Source organism: Stenotrophomonas sp. SMYL8 (assembly GCF_036320065.1).
Classification (GTDB): domain Bacteria; phylum Pseudomonadota; class Gammaproteobacteria; order Xanthomonadales; family Xanthomonadaceae; genus Stenotrophomonas; species Stenotrophomonas maltophilia_A.
On the sequence record NZ_JAWIRR010000011.1, the window covers coordinates 53,825 to 74,477 of the forward strand.

Genomic DNA, 20,653 nt, shown 5'->3' on the forward strand with positions numbered 1-20,653 from the left:
TGGCTGCGGCTCAAAGCTCCCTACGCCGGTGCAAACCGGATCAGGTTCCAAGGGACTCTCTCAGCCTGGCAGATCCAGGCACCCCCGCTTCAGGTGACCATTTCACTACAAATGGTACGGATTTGCGAGCCGGTGCCCTTCAGGCTGCCGCGTGCAGGGCCTGCAGCAGCGCCTGTCCCGGCGCGCTGTGGAACCACGCCGGGTGCCCCAGCATGAAGGGCTGCCAGGCCACGTTCGCGTTCGCGGTCGAGCCGGTGATGCCTTCGAAGTACTCCACTTCAGACAGTGCGAAGTCGAAATGGACCATCGGCAGCAGGTCGGCCAGCAGGTGTACGCGTGCCGCCGACAGCGGCTGTGCCTCGCGGTAGCCGTCGAGCAGGGCCAGCGCGATATCGATGCGCACCGCCTCCATGCCGCGCTCCAGTTCCAGCCACGCCACCGCGTTGCGCTCGATCGCGGTGGCGAGGTCGAACAGCGCGCTGGTGGGCGAGGCCAGGCCGAAATCCAGCACGGTGCTGATCTGCCCATCGCGCCACAGCAGGTTGGAAACATGCCAGTCGTTGTGCGCCCACAGCCGTGGCTCGTCGCGCAGGCGCTCGGCCAGTCCGGCATGCCACGGCAGCACATCACGCTGCAGCTGCGATTCCCACGGAATGCGCGCGAGATAGCGGGCCAGCCCGGGGCGCTCGTGCAGCCCCGCCTTGATGGCCGCGATCGGATCGTCGGCGCGGATCAGATCGTCGCGCGCGACCAGCAGATGGGTGCTGCGCTGTGGCGCGTGGTAACTGGCCGCGGCGCGGTGCAGCTGGGCCAGCATGCGGCCAGCCTCGCGGGCCTGCGCGACATCGGTCAACAGCGACCACGACACCGCGTCGCGGTACAGGTCGTCGCCCACGCCAACCGCATGCAGCTCGAAGGTCCATTCGCCGTGTTCGACCGCGGTGTGGCCATCGGTGGCCGCCAGCACCTGCACCACCGGTACGCCGGCGGCGGCCAGATGGGCGATGAAATGGTGTTCTTCTTCCAGGCACGCCGCGCTGCGCACGCTGTGGTGGTGGCGCTTGATGAACACCGCGCCGTCCACGCCGTTGACGATGGCGGCGGCCGACAGCGGCCGCGGGCTGTGCCAGCGGGGCTGGCTGCGCTCGTCCAGCTGAGGGTAGCGCCGGCGCAGCCACGCAATGTCCGCCGCGCTGATCGGTGGCCAGTCGGCAGCAACCTCGTCGTTGTTGAGGCCCTGCACGCGGTGGGAGGAAGAAGTCATGCCGCAGCCCCAGTGGGGAAAGTCACATCCAAGGCTGCGCATTCAACGCCATGCACGCGGCCAACGCAAACGGGCGGGTCATCGACCCGCCCGTCCGTGCATCGGCATGGGGGATGCCGCGCTGCTTACCAGCCGCGATGGCGGCCGCGGTCGTGGTAGTAGCGGTTGTCGTAGTAGCGCTCGCGCTGCCAGCGACGGTCGTCACCGCGGTCGTAGTAGCCGCTGCGGTAGTAGCCACGGTCGTAACGGCGATCGTAGCGGTTGTCGTAACGGCGATTGTCGTAGTAACGACGGTCGCGGCGGTCGGAGGTGGTCAGGTTGCCGATCGCGCCGCCGGCCACGGCACCGCCGACAGTGGCAGCAGGATCACCGTTGGAGAGCAGGTTGCCGGCCACGCCACCGACGACGGCGCCGACCAGGGTGCGCTTGTCCTTCCTCGACATCGCGCTGGCATCGCTGACCACGGCGACGCCGGCCAGCAGGGCCAGGGCCATCGCCAGACCACGGAAGCTGAGTGCGGAAGTACTGAGCATGTTCGTTCTCCTGTGAGGTGCATGCCACGCTGGGCAGGGAGGGCGCGGGGCGCCCCGGCTGCCGTGATGTCCACGCTGGCGTTCCAACATTGCCGGAACATTGCCTGGTCCACCGCGCGGCTTGCGCATTCATCTAGCGGCAGGCGGCATGAAGCAAGGCTGAAAGCGGCCCCGGCCGCTCAGCTGGCAGAAAGGGAAAAGGCCACGCGGACGTGGCCCTCCCTTCTCTCCCAAGGCGCCGCGGGCTTAGACGCCCATCGCCTTCTGGGCCTGCCGGGCCTGCTCCTGCTGGGCGTCCTGCTGCTGATGCAGCACGTTCGGCGCGCCCTGCACGGCACCGCTGCTGAGCGCCAGGCTCTGCTCGCTGGCGGCACGGGTCTCCACCGCCACGCGGCTGGCGGCCGGGTCGCCGATGGTGCCCTGCACGGCGAACAGGCGCTCACCGTTCGGGCTGGGCACCACCGAGTCGATGCGCTGCAGGCCGGCGGCATGCGCCTCCTTGGTCAAAGCCGCAGCAGCGCTTTCCAGCGTGTGGCGGTCCTTGAAGGTCCCGGCCGGCAGCAGTTCCAGACCCTTGCTGGCCTGGATGAACAACGGATTGCGCGGGTGCCGCTCGTCGTTCAGCAACGGCCGTTCGCGTGCGTCCTTGATTGCCTCCAGGGTCTTCGCCCCGACAATGCCGTCGACCACCAGGCCGTTGTCCTTCTGCAGCTGGCGCACTGCCGCGTCGGTGTTGCGGCCGAAGCGGCCATCTTCGACCAGCGGCTTGCCGTCGGCGCCGACGTAGCCCAGGTGGCCCAGCTGCTCCTGCACCTTGCGCACGCCCTCGCTGTGCGCGCCCTGCTTGTACAGTTCGGCGTGCGGCGTGGCAGCGGCCTTGTGCTCGGCCGCAGGCTTGCCCTGGCTCTGCTCGTGCGACTGGGTGCGGTTTTCCAGCAGGTCGCGCGCCTTGGACAGCGGATCGGAGGCGTACAGCTTCCAGTTCGGGTGGTCCTTCACCTGCTTGAGGTAGTCCTCGACCGGCATGGTGTGCACGCCCTTGCTGCCGGTGGACTGGCTGATCAGCAGCTTGTCGGTGTTGGGGTCGCGCACCACCATCACGATGTGGTCGATGCCGTTCCAGTGCTCATGGCGGGTCCTGGCCGTATCCAGGCCGATGATCATGCCTTCCTTCAGCGCATCGGGCTTCAGGATCGCGTCGCGGTCCAGCAGCACGCCGGACTGGTCGAACGCCTTGCGCACGATCCCACCGGAACCGAGGTTGCCCAGGTCGATGCGATCAGCCTTGCTGAACACCGCGTGCCCGGCCTTCTGGTTGATCTCGTCCATGGTCCGGTTCTGCAGCGTGCCGACCCAGCCGGAACAGTCGATGTAACCCTGCTCCACGTTCTTGCCGGTCTTGCCCGGTACGTACAGTGCGTGGCCCGGAATGTTGATGGCGTACTTGACGTCGTCGTACTTCACGCCGGCCTCGTAGGCGGCCTGCAGTTCAATGCCTGGCTTCGGTGTGGCAGCTGCCGTTGCGGTTGCCGCCAGCGTGGCTGCACCCGCCGCCACGGCTGCGCTGGCCTGCGCAGGTGCTGCCGGGGTCTGGCCCTGGCCCTGTACTACCGCCTGCGGTTCGATGTTCTTTTCCGGAATGCTGATCGCTGCGTACTTGTGGATGTAATAGCTGGAGAACGTCCGCGCCAGGTCGCCGTCGTTCATCCTGCGCATCTCGGCCAGGGTGTGGCCGGTCAGCGCCTTCGCGTCGGAGCCGATCTGGTTCAGCACGTTGCGGCGCATGTTGATCTCGTCGCCGTGGCTGTTGCGGACCACACCGAAGGTGCCGGTGGCAATGGCAGTCTGCACCGAGCCGTAGCCGGCGCTGCCCTGCTGGTGGGCCAGGTACAGGTCCAGTCCGGTGGGCGTGTTGCCCCCGGACAGGTACGGGTTGCCGGTGCGCTCGTTGCGGCGCGCCATCGAGTCCAGGTTGTCCTGGTACATCTGCGCGGCCGCTTCGGTGTTGCGGGTGGGGTCGAACTCGTGGCCGGTCAGGTGGTACTGGCGCGCGGAGCCGGGCACGAACTGGAACAGGCCCTTGGCGCCGGATGAGGTGTTGTGGGCGCGCTCGTTGAAGGTGCCGCCGGTCTCGATGTGCGCGAAGCGCATGAAGTCATCCACAGGGATGCCCTTCTGCCTGGCGACCTGCTCGACGATGTCCAGGACTTCCTTTCTGCTGTAGTCATGCTGTGCCATGACGTTTTCCTCGGGGTTGATGGAGCGGCGCGTGCCGCGAATCGCCAACCGGACTCATCCGTGAGTCAAGAACATGTCGGTCAACAGGGAACCCGCGCGTGGCGGGTGCTATCAGGGCGCGACGTACTGCTGGGTCGCGCTGTCGAAGGTGTAGTGCACGGCGTCGCCGGCACCCAGTGCGCGGGTCTTGCCGGGGCCTTCGATGGTGGTGCCCTTGAAGGTCACGGTCAGTCGCGGCAGGCCGTTGCCGTCGGCAGCGAAGGCCAGTTCGCCATCGCTGTCGGTGCAGGGCATCACGTTGCCGTCGTCGCAGGCGGCACTGTTGTCCTCACCCGTGCGCACTGAACCGACATAGCGCCAGACCTTGCTGTCCACGTCGTCTTCGCTGCGCCTGGGGTTGAACAGCAGCAGCGCATAGCCGGTGCTGCTGATGCCGCGGTCGAAGCTGCTGGTCGGCACCGCCAGCAGCAGGCGACCATCGGCCGTGCGATGTTCAAGCGGCTTGCGCCGGGTATCGACATCGTCGGCCTTGTCGTACGCGCCCAGTGCGCCGATGGTCCATTCCTGGCCACGGAACTTCCATGGCTTCCTGGCGTCGGTGCCGGCCAGCATGAAGGTGGCCTCGGCAAGGTTGGCGCGGTCATCCGGACCGGCCGGCGTCTGCTCGCCCGGCTTGCCGTAGTGCTCGCGGGTATCCCAGGAGAAACCCGTGTAGTACGTGGTGCCATCGAGAGTGAAGGTGTGGCCGAACCAGAAGGTCGCCACGCTGCCGTTCTGGACCTCATAGGAGGTCGCGCCATCGCCGTCCACCTGGTAGGTGAAATACATCACGGTCGGCGCGTCGGGCGGGGTGGTGGCGGCATCGGGGGTGGGGGTCTGCATCGGGGCAACATCCTGTCGGGGCGCATTGGCAGCCTGCGCAGAGGCGCCGGGCTGGGAGGACGAGGGGGCCGGATCGGCGGCGCTGCAGGCGGCAGCGGAAAGAGAGACGAGCAGGCACGCCGCGAATGCGCGCAGAGGCCGCAACGGCAGGGTCCAACGTAGCTTGGGGGGATGATGCATGCGCCTCTCCATGGTCAGCGTTGCCGGGCCAGACGGCCGGCAGGAAACCGCGCCACGTCCACCAGGGACGGGAGCGAGGACATGAGCCGGTCGATTCCTTCGACCTCGCATTGAGAACTCATGCCGGACCATCTTGGCACAGATCGGCGGCCGGTCAAAGAGGGCGATGGCAGCTGCCCTTCTTGTGTGATCTGGCTCTCAGATCTTGCCGTCGCGCAGGTAATCGAACAGCTCGGCGTCGCCCTTGAGGCCCAGTTTGAGCATGGCGTCACCCTTCTGCCGGCTGATGGTACTGACGCTCTTGTGCAGCTGCAGCGAGATTTCCTTCACGGTCATGCCGGTGCCCAGCAGCCGCAGCACCTCCACCTCGCGTGGCGACAGTGGCTTGCCGTCGCCCTCGCGCATGCGCCAGCTGCCAGCGGCCTCGACCCGCTCGCGAAGGCTGCGGCTGATGTAGGGCTGGCCCCGGTAGACCGCCTGGATGGCCTGTGGCAGTTCGTCCATCGACGAACTCTTGTCGACCAGGCCGAGCACGCCGCTGTCGAGCACCATGCGCAGGATCGCCAGGTTGTTGGAGACACTGAGCATCAGCACCGGCAGGTCGGGATAACGGCGGCGGATCATGCCGATCATGGCGAAGCCGTCGGCCTGGGGACTGCCCGGCATGGAGTAGTCGGTGACCAGCAGGTCACAGGGTTGGCTGCCGAGCAGGGCCATCAGCGCCTGCGCGCTGTCGGCTTCGCCGACCACGCGGCCCACCCCGCTCGATTCGATGACGGCACGGGTACCGATACGGACCACCGGGTGGTCGTCTGCGATGATGATGCGCAAGCTCATGCTCTAGTATGGCCACCGGGCACGCCGGACCGCGACCATCGCGGTTCCTGGCAGGATTCTAGGAGATCGACGCCGATGCGTAGCTGGGCTGTTCGCGGGCTGGTCCTGCTGCTGGCCGTGCTGGTGCTGCCTGCCGCACCGGTACAGGCCGTGCCAGGACTGCTGCCGCTCACTCCCCTGCAGCGCGAGTACCTGGCCGCGCATCCAAGCATCGTTGTGGGCCAGTATGACAGCGGCTGGCCGCCGTTCGAGTCCCTCCGTGATGGTCGGCAGATCGGGCTGGGGCCGGATTATCTGTCGCTTATCGCCCGTCAGCTGGGCGTGAAGGTGGAGGCACGACGCTATCCCGACTGGACATCCGTGCTGGATGCGGCATGTCGTGGCGAGATCGATGTAGTGATGAATGTCGGTCTCAGTGCCGACCGCACCCGCTGCATGGTCTACACCGCCGCCTATGGCGAGGCAGCGCTGGCCCTGGTGGGACGCCCGGATGACCTGCGTGCCTCCGATATCCCCGACCTGGATGGACTGCGGGTGGTGATCGAGCAGGACTTCCTGACCGGCCCGCAGGTGCGGGCGCGCTTTCCCCGGGCACGACAGCTTGTCGCAAACAGCTCGTTGGCGGCGCTGGAGATGGTCAGAGACGACAAGGCCGACGTTTACATCGGCAATGCCTACGTGGCCACCGAACTGATCGCACGCGAGGACCTGCAGGGGGTCGTGCTGCTGCGTCCCAGCGATCTGCCGCCCGAACGGCTGCACTTCGGTGTTCCCAACAGCAAGCAGCCGTTGGCCGAAGCATTGGACCTGGCACTGGCTGCGACCAGCCAGGCCCAGCGCGATGCGCTGGTGCAGCGCTGGCTGCCACCTCCGCAGTGGTCGGCATCGGCACAGCTGGCGTTGAGCCAGGCCGAGAAACGGGTATTGGAGCAGCCGTTGAAGATCGGCTTCGCGCCGAACGCGGCGCCGCTGTCGTTCGCGGACCAGGATGGCAAACCCAGTGGCCTGGCCAGCGAATACCTGCGGCGCCTGCTGCAGGCTGGCGCCAACCTGCAGGTGGAAAACAGCCATGACTGGTACGAGGTGCGCGAGAAGGCGCGCCGCGGCGAGCTGCAGGCGGTGATGGGCATTCCTGCCGATTCTCGCTACCTGGGCCCGGACTGGGTGTTCAGCCAGCCCTTCATCAGCGTGCCGAACGTGATCGTCAGCCGGAGTGACAGCCCGGCGTTGCTGGGCCTGTCCGACCTGCAGGGCAAGCGGGTGCTGCTGTCCGATCCGGAACGTGTGCGTGGCTATGTGCTGCAGCAGGCGCCGCAGGCGCGGATCATCGCGGCACGCAGCGCGGAACAGGCCCTGCAGCGCCTGATCAATGGCGACGCCGATGCCTACGTAGGCAACCTGGCACTGGTTGACCATCTGCTGCGCAACCGCTTCCCGGGGCGCCTGCAGGTGGCGGCACCGGCAGGTTTCAACGATCAGCTGGTGCTGGCGGTTGAGCGCCGCCATGCCGCCCTGGCCACCACCTTCGACCGCCTGCTGCTGCAGATGACGCCGCGCAAGCGCGAGGCCCTGCGCGGGGACTGGCTGGCCGTCGAGTACCGCAACGGCCTGGACTGGAACAGCGCGATGCGCTGGGGCGTGCCGCTGCTGCTGGTGCTGCTCACCGCGCTGCTGGTGCACGCCATCGGGCATTGGCGGCTGCGCCGCGAGGTGGCCGGACGGCGTCACCTGGAACAGCGCCTGGCCGAAGTCACCGACAACCTGCCCGCCGTGGTCTATCAGGCTCGCCGCGCGGCAGATGGAACCCTCAGCTTCCCGTTCATTGCCGGTGACCTGCAGGCGTTGTTCGGGATCAGCCGGCAGCAGGCCGAACAGGATGCAATGTGCCTGCTGGAGCGCATCGAGGAAGACGACCGCGAGCACATCCTGCATGCGGTCGAGCAGGCGGCGCGCCAGTTCGCACCGCTTGTTCTCGAGTTCCGGCTGCGACCTGAAGGCACCGGCGCGCGCTGGGTGCGCAGCCAGGCCCATCCCTATGCGGCGGAAGCGGGCGTGGTCACCTGGAGTGGATACTGGGTGGATGTCAGCGAGGCGCGTGCACAGGCCGAGGCCCTGACTGCGGCCAAGGCTGACGCCGAACAGGCGGCGGAGGCGAAGTCGCGTTTCCTGGCGACCATGAGCCATGAAATCCGAACGCCGATGAGTGGCGTGCTGGGCATGCTGGAAGTGCTGGCGCATTCGCCGCTGGATGCCGAGCAGCAGCGCATCCTCGGGGTGATCGAGGATTCGGCGCAGATGCTGCGGCAGATCCTCGACGATATTCTTGACTACTCGCGGCTTGAGGCCGGCGCGCTGCGCCTGGAACCGGTGCCGCAGCCGCTGCGGCCATTGCTGGAAAGCGTGTGCCGGTTGTTGTCGGCGCAGGCCAGTGCACGTGGGCTGGACCTGCACGTGCAGATCGACCCGCAGCTGGCGGCCGCGCACGAAGTGGATGGCGTGCGCCTGCGCCAGATCGTGTTCAACCTGCTCAGCAACGCCATCAAGTTCACCGTGCGCGGCGAAGTGCGGCTGCAGCTGGACGTGCTGGGGCCGACCGCCGAAGACGGCAGCCAGCCGCTGTGCCTGAGCGTCACCGACACCGGCATCGGCATCGCGCCGGAACAGTTGCAGCACCTGTTTGCGCCGTTCACCCAGGCCGGTGCCTACATCCAGCGCGACCATGGGGGTACCGGCCTGGGCCTGAGCATCTGCCAGCGCCTAGTGCAGATGATGGACGGCGAGCTGGAGCTGCACAGCACGCTGGGCGAAGGGACCCGCGCCGAGGTGCGGCTGTCGCTGGTGGAAGCCGGCAGCGGTGATGTGGAAGCGCTGGTCGCCGAGCAGGAACAGGCCTCGCTGCTGCCGCCGGCGCTGCGCCAGGCGCGGGTGCTGGTGATCGAAGACCACCCGACCAACCAGGCGATGATGGCCTGGCGACTGCAGCAGCTGGGGGTGCCGCATGTGATGGTCGGTGACGGCCAGCAGGGCTTGGACCGGCTGTCGTCGGAGAGTTTCGATCTGGTGATCACCGACTGCCGGATGCCGGTGCTCGATGGCTTCGGTTTCACCCGCCTGCTGCGCGAACGCGAGGGCCGCAACGGCCAGCCGCGGCTGACCGTGCTGGCGCTGACCGCCAGTGTGCTGGATGACGATGCACGGCGCTGCCGCGAGGCCGGCATGGACGAAGTGCTGGCCAAGCCGCTGTCACTGGCCACGCTGCGTACCGCACTGCTGCGCTGGTTGCCGCAGGCGCAGGGACAGTCGTTCGAGGAGCCGCAGGCCGGGTCCGCCGTCGACGATGCTGGGACGCTGCCCGATCTGGACAGCCTGCAGCGGCGCTTCGGCTCACGTGCGGTGGCCGAGCAGCTGCGCGACAGCCTGTTGCAGGCCAGCGAGGGCGATCTTGCCGCCGTGAAGCACGCGCTGCAGGCTGGAGATCGCGAGGCGGCCGCACTGCACCTGCATCGTCAGGCCGGTGGGTTGGGCGCGGTGGGAGCGACAGTGCTGGCCGGGCAGGCCAATGCGTTGGTGGAGCGTCTGCAGGATGCGGCGGAAACCGATGTGGCGCCGTTGTTCGCGGCGGTGGCGGAATTTGTGGCACGGCTGCAGCGACAGCTGCAGCGCCTGGCTCACTGAGCCGACTGCTGCTGCAGGTAGGCGATCACCAGTGCGCGGCGTTCGGCGCTGGGGAAGGCGTTGTACATGCGCGTGCCGGGCACCACGTGGGTGGGCGACTGCAGGAACGCATCCAGGGTCTGCGCGGTCCAGGTGATATCGGCGCGGCGCATGCCGTCGGAATAGCCATAGTCCGGCAGGCTGCCAGCGCGGCGGCCGATCACGCCGTGCAGATTGGGTCCGAAGCGGTGGATGCCACCAGGTTGCACGGTGTGGCAGCCGGCGCACAGCTCGAACGCGCGCTGCATGGCCTGCTGCTGCGCCTGTTCCGGCGTGGCCGGTGCCGCAGGCGGACGCTGGCAGGCCGTGGCCGCCAGGGCCAAAGCAATGGTGATGAGCAGGCGGAAGGCACGCATGGGCGGGCAGGATAGCGACGCAGCGGGGCAGGTGGGCTGCGACACGCGGTCGCAGCCCGGAGCAATCACATGCCCGAATAGTTCGGGCCGCCACCGCCCTGCGGGGTCACCCAGACGATGTTCTGGGTCGGGTCCTTGATGTCGCAGGTCTTGCAGTGCACGCAGTTCTGCGCGTTGATCTGCAGGCGCGCGTTGTCGGCTTCACCGACGAACTCGTACACACCCGCCGGGCAGTAGCGGGCTTCCGGGCCGGCGTACTCGGCCAGGTTCACCTTCACCGGAATGCTGGGGTCCTTCAGCGTCAGGTGGCTGGGCTGGTTCTCGTCGTGGTTGGTGCTGCTGAGGAACACCGAGCTGAGACGGTCGAAGGTCAGCACGCCATCCGGCTTCGGGTAGGCGATGCGGGTGTGCTTGGCCGCCGGCTCCAGGCAGACGTGATCCGGCTGCGTGCGGTGCAGGGTCCACGGCGGATTGCGCACGCCCAGCTTTGGCAGCAGCCACTGCTCCACGCCGGTCATCAGCGTGGCCACGGTCTGGCCCTTCTTGAACCACTGCTTGAAGTTCTTGGCCTGCTGCAGTTCGGTGAACAGCCAGCTGGCTTCGAACGCCTTCGGGTAGGCGCTCAGTTCATCGTGCTGGCGGTCGGCGGCCAGCGCGTCGAACGCGGCATCGGCGCACAGCATGCCGGTCTTGATCGCGGCATGGCTGCCCTTGATGCGGCTGGCGTTGAGGTAGCCGGCCTCGCAGCCGACCAGCGCGCCACCGGGGAACACGGTCTTGGGCAGCGACAGCAGGCCACCGGCGGTGATCGCACGCGCGCCGTAACCGATGCGGGTGCCACCCTCCAGGTGCTTGCGGATGGACGGATGGGTCTTGAAGCGCTGGAACTCTTCGAACGGGCTCAGCCACGGGTTCCTGTAGTCCAGGCCAACCACATAACCGATGGCGACCTTGCCGCCGTCGGCGTGGTACAGGAACGCACCACCGTAGGTGTCGCTGTCCAGCGGCCAGCCGGCGGCGTGCACCACCAGGCCCGGCTCATGCCTGGCCGGGTCGATCTGCCACAGTTCCTTGATGCCGATGCCGTAGGCCTGCGGGTCCTTGCCTTCATCGAGCTTGTAGCGCGCGATCAGCTGGCGGCCGAGGTGCCCGCGTGCGCCTTCGGCGAAGATCGTGTACTTGGCCTGCAGCGCCATGCCGCGTTCGAAGGCCGGGCCGATGCTGCCGTCCTTCTCGATGCCCATGTCGCCGGTGGCCACGCCGATCACTTCACCGTTGTCGCCGTACAGCACCTCGGCTGCGGCGAAGCCGGGGAAGATCGCCACTTCCAGCGCTTCGGCCTGCTGCGCCAGCCAGCGGGTCACTTCACCCAGGCTGATGATGTAGTTGCCTTCGTTGTGGAAGCACTCCGGCAGCAGCGCATTGGGCGTGCCGCGTGCGCCGGTTTCGCTGAGGAACAGGAATTCGTCGCGGGTGACCTTCTGCTTCAGCGGTGCGCCGCGCTCGGCCCAGTCCGGGAACAGTTCGGTCAGTGCGCGCGGATCCATCACGGCGCCGGACAGCACGTGCGCGCCCGGTTCGGAGCCCTTCTCCAGCACGCACACCGACAGGTCGCGGCCGGCTTCGATCGCGCGCTGGCGCAGGCGGATCGCGGTGGCCAGGCCGGCGGGGCCGGCGCCGACGATCACCACGTCGAACTCCATTACTTCACGCGGGGGCAGGGCGTTGGCTTCAGCGCTCATCGATTGCATGACTCGTGGGTAGGGCCGGCATCGGGGCCACCGGCGGTGCCTGGGAATCGCGCGTGCAGCCACGAGCGAAACGGTTGTTTGAATGTGTCAGGGTACCGGGCCGCGCGTGATCGAGCTAGATCGACGATGTTCACGTCATGATTGCTGCGGTGCAGCGTAATGCACGTGGCCGGGTAGGTGCCAACCTTGGTTGGCACATTGTTTCACCGCCCGGACCCGCTTCCGTGTGGACCAAGGTCCACACCTGCCAGACGCGATGCTTGCGGATGACCGACAATGGCCGGGTCCTGACTGCGCGTGAGTGCCATGGCTTTGCATCCGTACGATCTGTTCGATGTCCGTTCCCTGCTCAACGAGGAAGAGCGCGCGGTGCAGGAGAGCGTCGCCCGCTTCACCAACGAGCGCGTGCTGCCGATCATCGGCGATGCCTTCGACCAGGCCCGCTTCCCTTCAGAGCTGGTGCCGGAGATCGCCGCGCTGGGCCTGCTCGGTGCCACCCTGCCGGCCGAATACGGTGGCGGCGACCTCGGTGCGGTCAGCTATGGCCTGATCTGCCAGGAGCTGGAGCGCGGCGATTCGGGCCTGCGCAGCTTCGTCTCGGTGCAGAGCTCGCTGTGCATGTACCCGATCTATGCCTACGGCAGCGAGGAGCAACGCCAGCAGTGGTTGCCGGCGATGGCGCGCGGTGAGCTGATCGGCTGCTTCGGCCTGACCGAGGCACACGGCGGTTCCGATCCGGCCAGCATGAAGACCCGCGCGGTGCGCGACGGCAGCGACTGGCGCATCAGCGGCAGCAAGATGTGGATCACCAGCGGCCCGGTGGCCGATCTGGCCATCGTCTGGGCGCAGACCGAGGACGGCATCCAGGGCTTCGTGCTGGAAAAGGGCATGGCCGGCTTCACCACGCAGGAGATCAAGCACAAGATGAGCCTGCGCGCGTCGCTGACCGGCGCGTTGTTCTTCGACGACGTGCGCGTGCCCGACAGCCACCGCCTGCCGAACGTGAAGGGCCTGAAGGGCCCGCTGGGTTGCCTGACCCAGGCCCGCTACGGCATCAGCTGGGGCCCGATCGGAGCGGCCATTGCCTGCCTGGATGAAGCGCTGGGCTATGCCAAGGAACGCGTGCTGTTCGGTCGCCCGCTGGCGGCCACGCAGAGCGCGCAGATCAAGCTGGCCGAAATGGCCCGCCGCATCACCACCGCGCAGCTGCTGGCGCTGCAGCTGGGCCGCCTGAAGGAAGCTGGCCAGCTGCAGCCGCAGCAGGTCAGCCTGGCCAAGTGGAACAACTGCCGCATGGCCATCGACATCGCCCGCGAGTGTCGCGATCTGCTGGGCGGCGCTGGTATCACCACCGAGCACGTGGCGATCCGGCACGCGCTGAACCTGGAATCGGTGATCACCTATGAAGGCACCGAGACCGTGCACCAGCTGGTGATCGGCCGCGAGCTGACCGGCATCAGCGCGTTCTGAGTGCACCGGTAGTGCCGGCCGCTGGCCGGCATTGCCCAGTAGCGTATTCGCAGGCGAGCGATCGGTGTACCGAACCGCGCACCGTACCGAGATGGGTTCAAGGACAGCCTGTACCGCGCGGCTGTTGGGTCCGCCTTGAAGCGAGCCGAGCACCGCAGGTCCGGCGGGGGCGAAGAGGCGCGGGTGTCTGAGCGCAGCGAGTTCCGCGCCGTCCCCCGGCGGGCCGAGGAGCGCAGGGCACCGGTGCGCAGCACCGGCTCGCGGATGGCGGCGCGTTTCTTTTGGTTACTTTTCTTTCCGCGCGGAAAGAAAAGTAACGCCCATGAACGCATGCGCCCGCCACAGCAACGACCAGGCAGAAGAGAGACGCGTGGCGTTACGCGCCGCCCGCAAACCCGTGCTGCCGCCACGCTTCGTACATCACCACCGCAACGGTGTTGGAAAGATTGAGGCTGCGGTTGTCCGGCCGCATCGGCAGGCGCAGGCGGCGGCCATCGGGCAAGGCATCGAGCACGTCCTGCGGCAGGCCGCGGCTTTCCGGGCCGAACAGGAAGGCATCACCATCTTCAAAGGCCACGCTGTCGTAGCGCACGCTGGCACGCGTACTCAGGGCAAACAAGCGCTTCGGTGCGATCCGCGCCAGCGCGGTGTCCAGGTCGGGGTGCACCTGCAGGCGCGAGTATTCGTGGTAGTCCAGGCCGGCGCGCTTGAGCTGCTTGTCTTCCAGTGCGAAGCCGAGCGGCTCGACCAGGTGCAGCTGCGCGCCGGTGTTGGCGCAGAGCCGGATCACATTGCCCGTGTTGGGCGGGATTTCCGGTTGGAACAGGATCACATGGAACTGGGGCGCGGCATTCATCGGCGCAGTGTACCTGCGACGACCGCCGCCTTTACGGCGCACGCCCTGCGCTGGGCAGGGCGGCACCGCTTACGGGCGCAGCAGGACCTGGGCGGTTTCGGTGGCCAGGGCCTGCAGGTCGGCGGCGCTCGGGCGCACCTGCAGGGCCGGCAGGTTGACGATGACCGAGTTGGCGACGTTGGTGGCGGCAGCAGCCAGGGTGGCGGCGTAGCGCTGGGCTTCCATTTCGGCGGCCAGGGCGACGCGCTGTTCCAGGCTCGGGCGCACTTCCACCGAGGCCAGGGTGGTGATCGGCATCGCGGCAGCAACCGGGGCTGCAACGTAGTCGTTGCGCTCGGCCAGCTGGTCGGCGCTCGGGCGCACTTCCACGGTGGCCAGGGTCGGGATGCCGCTGGCCTGTTCCCAGGCCTGCTGGGCCAGCTGGTCGGCGGCCGGGCGAACCTGCACGGTGGACAGGGTCTTGATGGATTCGGAGGCCTGCACCGACGAAACAACCGCGGTGCCGGCGATCAGGGCGATGGCGATGGCAATGGTCTTGGCGTTCATGACGGGGCCTGTTTAGTGTTGGTGAGCAGTGGTGTGGTAGTAAGGTAGTACACCAATTCTGGGCATGCAAGAGAAATTTTCTATTTCCTGCATTTGTTCAGTCTTCAGTCAGCTTTTGTCTGAAGCCCTTCCTGGCGCAGGAAGTACCAAGCAATCCACGTGCCAACTTTTAGTTATTGATTTGCAAGAGTTTTTGTTTGGCAGAGAAGTGTCCGGTAGGCGGACACCTGTCCATTCGATGTGCTGCGGACACTGTCCGGACGGTCCTGGCGGGCGCTTGTGACCGGTCGGGCAGCGCAGATCGGCGCTGCGGATGGGGCACAGGGGCAAACACCCCCAGTGACTGCTGGCCGATTCCTGCCGCTGCGTGCGCAGGCTAGGATCGGGGTTCACCTATGTGACCAAGGATCCGGATATGTCTCTCGCCCTTCGCCCGCGCGCTGCACTGCTGGCCGTCGCCCTCAGCACCGCCCTGGGCACGCTTGTGCCTTCCCATGCGCTGGCGGCCAAGCCGGCCGCACCGGCCAAGGTCGATATCCCGTATGAGCAGTTCACCCTGCCCAACGGCCTGCGCGTGATCGTGCATACCGATCGCAAGGCGCCGATCGTCGCCGTCAATGTCTGGTACCACGTGGGCAGCAAGGACGAACCGGCCGGCCGTACCGGCTTCGCGCACCTGTTCGAACACCTGATGTTCCAGGGCAGCGAAAACCACGACGGCGAATTCTTCGAACCGTTCAAGCAGGTCGGTGCCACCAACCAGAACGGCACCACCAATACCGACCGCACCAACTACTTCGAGAACGTGCCCACCACCGCGCTGGACATGGCGCTGTGGATGGAGTCGGACCGCATGGGCCATCTGGTCGGTGCGATCGACCAGGCGGCGCTGGACGAGCAGCGTGGCGTGGTGCAGAACGAGAAGCGCCAGGGCGAGAACCAGCCCTACGGTCAGGCCTGGGACCAGCTCAACAAGGCGCTGTACCCGGTAGGCCACCCGTATCACCACGGCGTGATCGGTTCGATGAACGATCTGAACGCGGCGTCGCTGGATGACGTGAAGACCTGGTTCCGCACCTGGTACGGCCCGAACAATGCGGTGCTGGTGCTGGCCGGCGACATCGACCTGGCCACTGCCAAGGAAAAGGTCGGCAAGTACTTCGGCAGCATCCCGGCTGGCCCGACCATGGCGCAGCCGGCCGTGAACGTGGCCAAGCGCAACGCCGACACGCGCGAGACGATGACCGACAAGGTGCCGCAGGCGCGCATCTACCGCGCCTGGAACGTGCCGCAGGTCGGCACCACCGATGTCGATCAGCTGCAGCTGTTCGCGCAGGTCCTGGGCGGTGCCAAGTCCTCGCGCCTGAGCCAGCGCCTGCAGCACCAGGACAAGCTGGTGGACAGCATCGCCTCGGGCCTTTCGACCTCGCAGCTGGGTTCGAACTTCGTGATCATGGCGACGGTCAAGCAGGGCCAGGACCCGGCCAAGGTCGAGAAGATCATCGACGAGGAACTGGACCGCCTGATCAAGCAGGGTCCCACCGCGGCCGAGCTGGAGCGCGCCAAGACCGGTGCCCGCGCCGGCTTCATCCGCGGCATCGAGCGCATCGGCGGCTTCGGTGGCAAGGCCGACGCACTGGCCGAGTGCGCGGTGTTCACCGGCGACCCGGGCTGCTTCCGCACCTCGCTGGCCAACATCGAGAAGGCCAGTGCTGCTGATCTGAGCCGGCTGGGCGCGCAGTGGCTGGACAAGGGCAGCCACACCCTGGTGATCGCACCGGGTGAGCGTGTGGCGCTGAAGGAAGACCCGAGCCAGGCGCCGAAGCCGTTCAACGTTCCCGCGGTGGACCCCAAGTACAGCACCCTGCCGGAGCAGGTCGACCGCAAGGCCGGCGTGCCGCAGACCCGCGAGTTCCCGCAGTTGAAGTTCCCGGCGCTGCAGCGCGCCACGCTGAAGAACGGCACCCAGGTGATCCTGGCCGAACGCCACGAGATTCCGGTGGTGCAGTTCAGCTACCAGTTCCCGGGCGGCTTCAGCGCCGACCAGGGCCGCAAGCCGGGCACCGCCAACTTCACCATGAGCCTGATGACCGAAGGCGCCGGCAAGCTCGGCTCGCTGGCCTTCGCCGATGCTGCCGATGCGCTGGGCGCCAGCCTGGATGCCTCGGCCGGCCTGGACTCGATGAGCGTGGACCTGTCGGCACTGAAGGAAAACCTGGCACCGTCGCTGGCGCTGTACCGCGACCTGCTGCGCGAGCCGCGCTTCGAGCAGGGTGAGATCGACCGGGTCAAGGCGACCTGGATCGCCGGCATCCAGCAGGAGAAGGTCAACCCGGGTGCGGTGGCGATGCGCGTGCTGCCGCCACTGCTGTATGGCAAGGGCCACCCGTATGCCATTCCGTTCACCGGCAGTGGCGATGAGGCGGCGATCAGCGGCCTGACCCGCGAAGATCTGGTTGATTTCCACCACGACTGGCTGCGCCCGCAGAACGGCACCCTGATCGTGGTCGGTGATACCACGCTGGCGGAAATCGTGCCGCTGCTGGACAAGCAGCTGGGCGACTGGAAGGCTGCCGGCGATGCTCCGCAGGTGAAGGCGGCGACCGACGTCGCATTGCCGAAGGGCCCGCGTGTGTTCCTGATCGACCAGCCGGGCGCGGTGCAGGCCAACCTGTTCGCCGGCCAGGTGGTCGCGCCGTCCAGCGCCACCAGCTCGACCCGCTTCGATATTGCCAACGGCGTGATCGGTGGCGACTTCACCTCGCGCCTGAACATGAACCTGCGTGAGGACAAGCACTGGTCGTACGGTGCGCGCAGCAGCGCGATCAATTCGGTGGGCCAGCGCCCGTGGATGGCCAGCGCGCCGGTGCAGATCGACAAGACCGGCCCGGCGATGGCGGAAATGCGCAAGGAAATCGCCGCGTTCGCCGACGGCAGCAAGCCGGCCACCGCCGCCGAGGTCAACCGCATCCGCAACATCCAGACCCTGAGCCTGCCCGGTGCCTATGAGACCGCCAGCGCGGTGGCGTCGACCATCGGTTCGATCGTGCAGTTCAAGCGCCCGGATGACTACGTGCTGCGCCGCAAGGCCGAGATCGAGGCGATGACCCCGGCACAGGTGCAGCAGGCCGCCGCCGAGATCAAGCCGCAGGCGCTGACCTGGGTGGTGGTGGGTGACCTCAAGCAGACCGAAGCGGCCGTGCGCGCGCTGAACCTGGGCGAGGTGACGGTGATCGATGCCGAAGGCAATCCGGTCAAGAAATAAGGGATGCGCCTGCCCGCCCCCGCGGGCAGGCCTCCCCGGGTAGTGCCGGCCGCTGGCCGGCAACCTTGCCGTGGTAGTGGCGGCCGCTGGCCGGCAACTCCGTGACCCGAAGGCGGGGTCAGGCTCCCCTGCGGGGGATCTGACCCCACCCACCCACCGGCTACCCCCGATTCAGGCTGTTCAGGCAGAATCCCCCCATACCCTTCCAGGATCTGCCCATGCGCGTTCTGCTGCTTTCCTCCCTGCTGCTCACCGTCACCGCCTGTACCTGGGTGCCGATCGAACCGGCCGGCAAGGCGACCCGCGTGCTGCCGGCAGGCCCGGTTCCCGCTGGCTGCATCGCCAAGGGCGAGGTGGTGGTCACCGTGAAGAGCAAGGTCGGCTTCTACAACCGCAACCCGCTGCGTGTGCAGGAAGAGCTGGAAACCCTGGCCCGCAACGAGGCCCCGAGCGCAGGCGCCAACGCCGTACAGGCCGCCGCCGCTCCGGCCGATGGCAGCCAGCGCTTCGCCGCTTTCCAGTGCCCGCCGCGCTGAACGCTTCACCATACGGCCAAGCCTGAATTCGTAAAGATGCGGTGAAGGCCCCGGGGGTTATAGAATAGCGCCCCCTTTTGCCTGAGCCTTGGCGCTAACCTCGATGCTCTTCAAGAATGTCTCGATCGCCGGCCTGGCACACGTTGATGCGCCGCACACGCTGACGACCAAGGAAATCAACGAGCGGCTGCAGCCGACGTTGGATCGCCTCGGTATCCGCACCGACGTGCTCGGCGATATCGCCGGCATCCATGCCCGCCGCCTGTGGGACAACGGCGTGCTTGCGTCCGATGCCGCCACCATGGCCGGCCGCAAGGCGCTGGAAGACGCGGGCATCGATGCAACGCAGGTTGGCCTGCTGGTCAACACCTCGGTCAGCCGCGACTACCTGGAGCCGTCCACGGCCTCCATCGTGTCGGGCAACCTCGGCGTCAGCGACGAGTGCATGACCTTCGACGTCGCCAATGCCTGCCTGGCCTTCATCAACGGCATGGATATCGCGGCGCGCATGATCGAGCGCGGCGACATCGACTACGCGCTGGTGGTGGATGGCGAGACCGCCAACCTGGTGTACGAGAAGACCCTGGAGCGCATGACCGCCCCGGACGTCACCGCCGACGACTTCCGCAACGAGCTGGCCGCCCTGACCACGGGTTCGGGCGCCGCCGCGATGGTGATGGCGCGCTCGGAGCTGGTGCCGGATGCGCCGCGCTACAAGGGCGGCGTGACCCGCTCGGCCACCGAGTGGAACCAGCTGTGCCTGGGCAACCTGGACCGCATGGTCACCGACACCCGCCTGCTGCTGATCGAAGGCATCAAGCTGGCCCAGAAGACCTTCACCGCCGCCAAGATCGCCTTGGGCTGGGCCGTGGAAGAGCTGGACCAGTTCGTGATCCACCAGGTCAGCCAGCCGCACACTGCTGCGTTCATCAAGAACTTCGGCATCGACCCGAAGAAGGTCATGACCATCTTCGGCGAGCACGGCAACATCGGCCCGGCCTCGGTGCCGATCGTGCTGAGCAAGCTCAAGCAGCTGGGCAAGCTGAAGAAGGGCGATCGCATCGCGCTTCTGGGCATTGGCTCGGGCCTGAACTGCTCGATGGCTGAAGTGGTCTGGTAAAAAAGTCACCGCTGACCTGCTGCGCGATTGCCTCGCCAATCGCTCGCGACGGACAGCGATGATCTTCCAAGTGTCCAAGGGCCGGTTCTACCGGCCCTTTCTACAGGTGCGATCCGATGTCCCAGCTTCCCGGTTACCCCGCCCACCCGCAGCGCTTCGAGGTCCGCCCCGGCCTGTCGATGAACTATCTCGACGAAGGCCCGCGCGACGGCGACGTGGTGGTGATGGTGCACGGCAACCCGTCGTGGAGCTATTACTGGCGCACGCTGGTGGCCGGCCTGTCGGACACGTACCGCTGCATCGTGCCGGATCACATCGGCATGGGCCTGTCGGACAAGCCCGATGACAGCCGCTACGAGTACACGCTGCAGTCGCGCGTGGACGACCTTGATGCGCTGCTGAAGCACCTGGGCATCACCGGTCCGGTGACACTGGCCGTGCACGACTGGGGCGGCATGATCGGCTTCGGCTGGGCGCTGTCGCACCACGACCAGGTGAAGCGCCTGGTGGTGCTCAACACCGCCGCGTTCCCGATGCCGGCAGCGAAGAAGATGCCGTGGCAGATCGCGCTGGGCCGGCACTGGAAGATCGGCGAGTGGATCATCCGCACCTTCAACGCGTTCTCGTCCGGTGCCTCGTGGCTGGGTGTGGAGCGGAAGATGCCGGCCGATGTGCGCCGCGCATACGTGTCGCCGTACAACAACTACGCCAACCGCATCAGCACCATCCGTTTCATGCAGGACATCCCGCTGTCGCCGGCCGACAAGGCCTGGTCGCTGCTGGAGCGTGCCGGCAAAGCGCTGCCGTCGTTCGCGGACCGCCCGGCCTTCCTCGGCTGGGGCCTGCGCGACTTCGTGTTCGACCACCACTTCCTGAAGGGCTTCCAGGCCGCGCTGCCGCAGGCCCAGGTGCATGCCTTCGAGGATGCCGGGCATTACGTGCTGGAAGACAAGCACGAAGTGCTGGTGCCGGAAATCCGCGCGTTCCTGGACAAGAACCCGATCTGATCGGTTCCCGGGGCGGATCCCGGTAGTGGGGGGGGGGGGGGGGGGGGCGGGGCGCGCGGGGGGCGGGGGGGGGGGGGGGGGGGGGGGGGGCGGGCGCG

At 67.3% G+C, this 20,653-nt stretch carries 15 protein-coding genes and 1 riboswitch; of the genes, 6 read left to right on the forward strand and 9 right to left on the reverse strand.

The genetic code is table 11. The features are described 5' to 3' along the window. Positions 1 to 96, reverse strand: a riboswitch (TPP riboswitch). 43 nt (positions 97 to 139) lie between these two features. The 5 genes from V3B25_RS10990 to V3B25_RS11010 form a co-directional block, all read right to left on the reverse strand. After that, positions 140 to 1,264, reverse strand: coding sequence for a phosphotransferase (locus V3B25_RS10990; protein WP_329810665.1), 1,125 nt, complete (start codon positions 1,262 to 1,264; stop codon positions 140 to 142). Between the two features lie 125 nt (positions 1,265 to 1,389). Next, positions 1,390 to 1,797, reverse strand: coding sequence for a glycine zipper 2TM domain-containing protein (locus V3B25_RS10995; protein WP_125893081.1), 408 nt, complete (start codon positions 1,795 to 1,797; stop codon positions 1,390 to 1,392). Positions 1,798 to 2,043: 246 nt separating this feature from the next. Next, the gene (locus V3B25_RS11000) at positions 2,044 to 4,035 is read right to left on the reverse strand and encodes a peptidoglycan-binding protein (protein ID WP_329810666.1); all 1,992 of its coding nucleotides are present in this window, start codon (positions 4,033 to 4,035) and stop codon (positions 2,044 to 2,046) included. A 111-nt stretch (positions 4,036 to 4,146) separates the two neighbouring features. Further along, entirely contained in the window at positions 4,147 to 4,917 is a 771-nt protein-coding gene (locus tag V3B25_RS11005; protein ID WP_329810667.1) for a hypothetical protein, read from the reverse strand. 378 nt (positions 4,918 to 5,295) lie between these two features. Beyond that, the gene (locus V3B25_RS11010; protein ID WP_049421098.1) at positions 5,296 to 5,934 is read right to left on the reverse strand and encodes a response regulator transcription factor; all 639 of its coding nucleotides are present in this window, start codon (positions 5,932 to 5,934) and stop codon (positions 5,296 to 5,298) included. Positions 5,935 to 6,009: 75 nt separating this feature from the next. On the opposite strand from V3B25_RS11010, the gene V3B25_RS11015 reads away from it, so the two are divergent. After that, positions 6,010 to 9,609, forward strand: coding sequence for a transporter substrate-binding domain-containing protein (locus tag V3B25_RS11015; protein ID WP_329810668.1), 3,600 nt, complete (start codon positions 6,010 to 6,012; stop codon positions 9,607 to 9,609). Here the strand turns inward: V3B25_RS11015 and V3B25_RS11020 are convergent. Next, positions 9,603 to 10,004, reverse strand: coding sequence for a c-type cytochrome (locus tag V3B25_RS11020; RefSeq protein WP_049421100.1), 402 nt, complete (start codon positions 10,002 to 10,004; stop codon positions 9,603 to 9,605). The genes V3B25_RS11015 and V3B25_RS11020 overlap by 7 nt on opposite strands. A gap of 65 nt (positions 10,005 to 10,069) precedes the next feature. Beyond that, a complete protein-coding gene (locus V3B25_RS11025; RefSeq protein WP_201117835.1) occupies positions 10,070 to 11,746 on the reverse strand; it encodes an electron transfer flavoprotein-ubiquinone oxidoreductase in 1,677 nt (558 codons plus the stop codon). Positions 11,747 to 12,061: 315 nt separating this feature from the next. On the opposite strand from V3B25_RS11025, the gene V3B25_RS11030 reads away from it, so the two are divergent. Then, entirely contained in the window at positions 12,062 to 13,225 is a 1,164-nt protein-coding gene (locus tag V3B25_RS11030) for an acyl-CoA dehydrogenase family protein (RefSeq protein ID WP_134951103.1), read from the forward strand. Positions 13,226 to 13,601: 376 nt separating this feature from the next. On the opposite strand, the gene V3B25_RS11035 is transcribed toward V3B25_RS11030, so the two are convergent. Together V3B25_RS11035 and V3B25_RS11040 are read right to left on the reverse strand one after the other, a co-directional pair. Then, a complete protein-coding gene (locus V3B25_RS11035; RefSeq protein ID WP_005407625.1) occupies positions 13,602 to 14,081 on the reverse strand; it encodes a tRNA (cytidine(34)-2'-O)-methyltransferase in 480 nt (159 codons plus the stop codon). Positions 14,082 to 14,150: 69 nt separating this feature from the next. Beyond that, the gene (locus V3B25_RS11040) at positions 14,151 to 14,627 is read right to left on the reverse strand and encodes a hypothetical protein (protein WP_329810669.1); all 477 of its coding nucleotides are present in this window, start codon (positions 14,625 to 14,627) and stop codon (positions 14,151 to 14,153) included. A gap of 415 nt (positions 14,628 to 15,042) precedes the next feature. Here V3B25_RS11040 and V3B25_RS11045 point away from each other — a divergent pair, with 415 nt between their 5' ends. The 4 genes from V3B25_RS11045 (at position 15,043) to V3B25_RS11060 (ending at position 20,555) form a co-directional block, all read left to right on the forward strand. After that, entirely contained in the window at positions 15,043 to 17,892 is a 2,850-nt protein-coding gene (locus V3B25_RS11045) for a pitrilysin family protein (RefSeq protein ID WP_032130144.1), read from the forward strand. Between the two features lie 218 nt (positions 17,893 to 18,110). Continuing rightward, positions 18,111 to 18,428: a DUF4156 domain-containing protein gene (locus tag V3B25_RS11050; protein ID WP_005407628.1), complete on the forward strand. Its 318-nt coding sequence runs from the start codon at positions 18,111 to 18,113 to the stop codon at positions 18,426 to 18,428. 103 nt (positions 18,429 to 18,531) lie between these two features. Beyond that, the gene (locus V3B25_RS11055; RefSeq protein ID WP_014035559.1) at positions 18,532 to 19,548 is read left to right on the forward strand and encodes a 3-oxoacyl-ACP synthase III; all 1,017 of its coding nucleotides are present in this window, start codon (positions 18,532 to 18,534) and stop codon (positions 19,546 to 19,548) included. A gap of 116 nt (positions 19,549 to 19,664) precedes the next feature. Then, a complete protein-coding gene (locus tag V3B25_RS11060; RefSeq protein ID WP_329810670.1) occupies positions 19,665 to 20,555 on the forward strand; it encodes an alpha/beta fold hydrolase in 891 nt (296 codons plus the stop codon). The last annotated feature ends 98 nt before the right edge of the window (positions 20,556 to 20,653 follow it).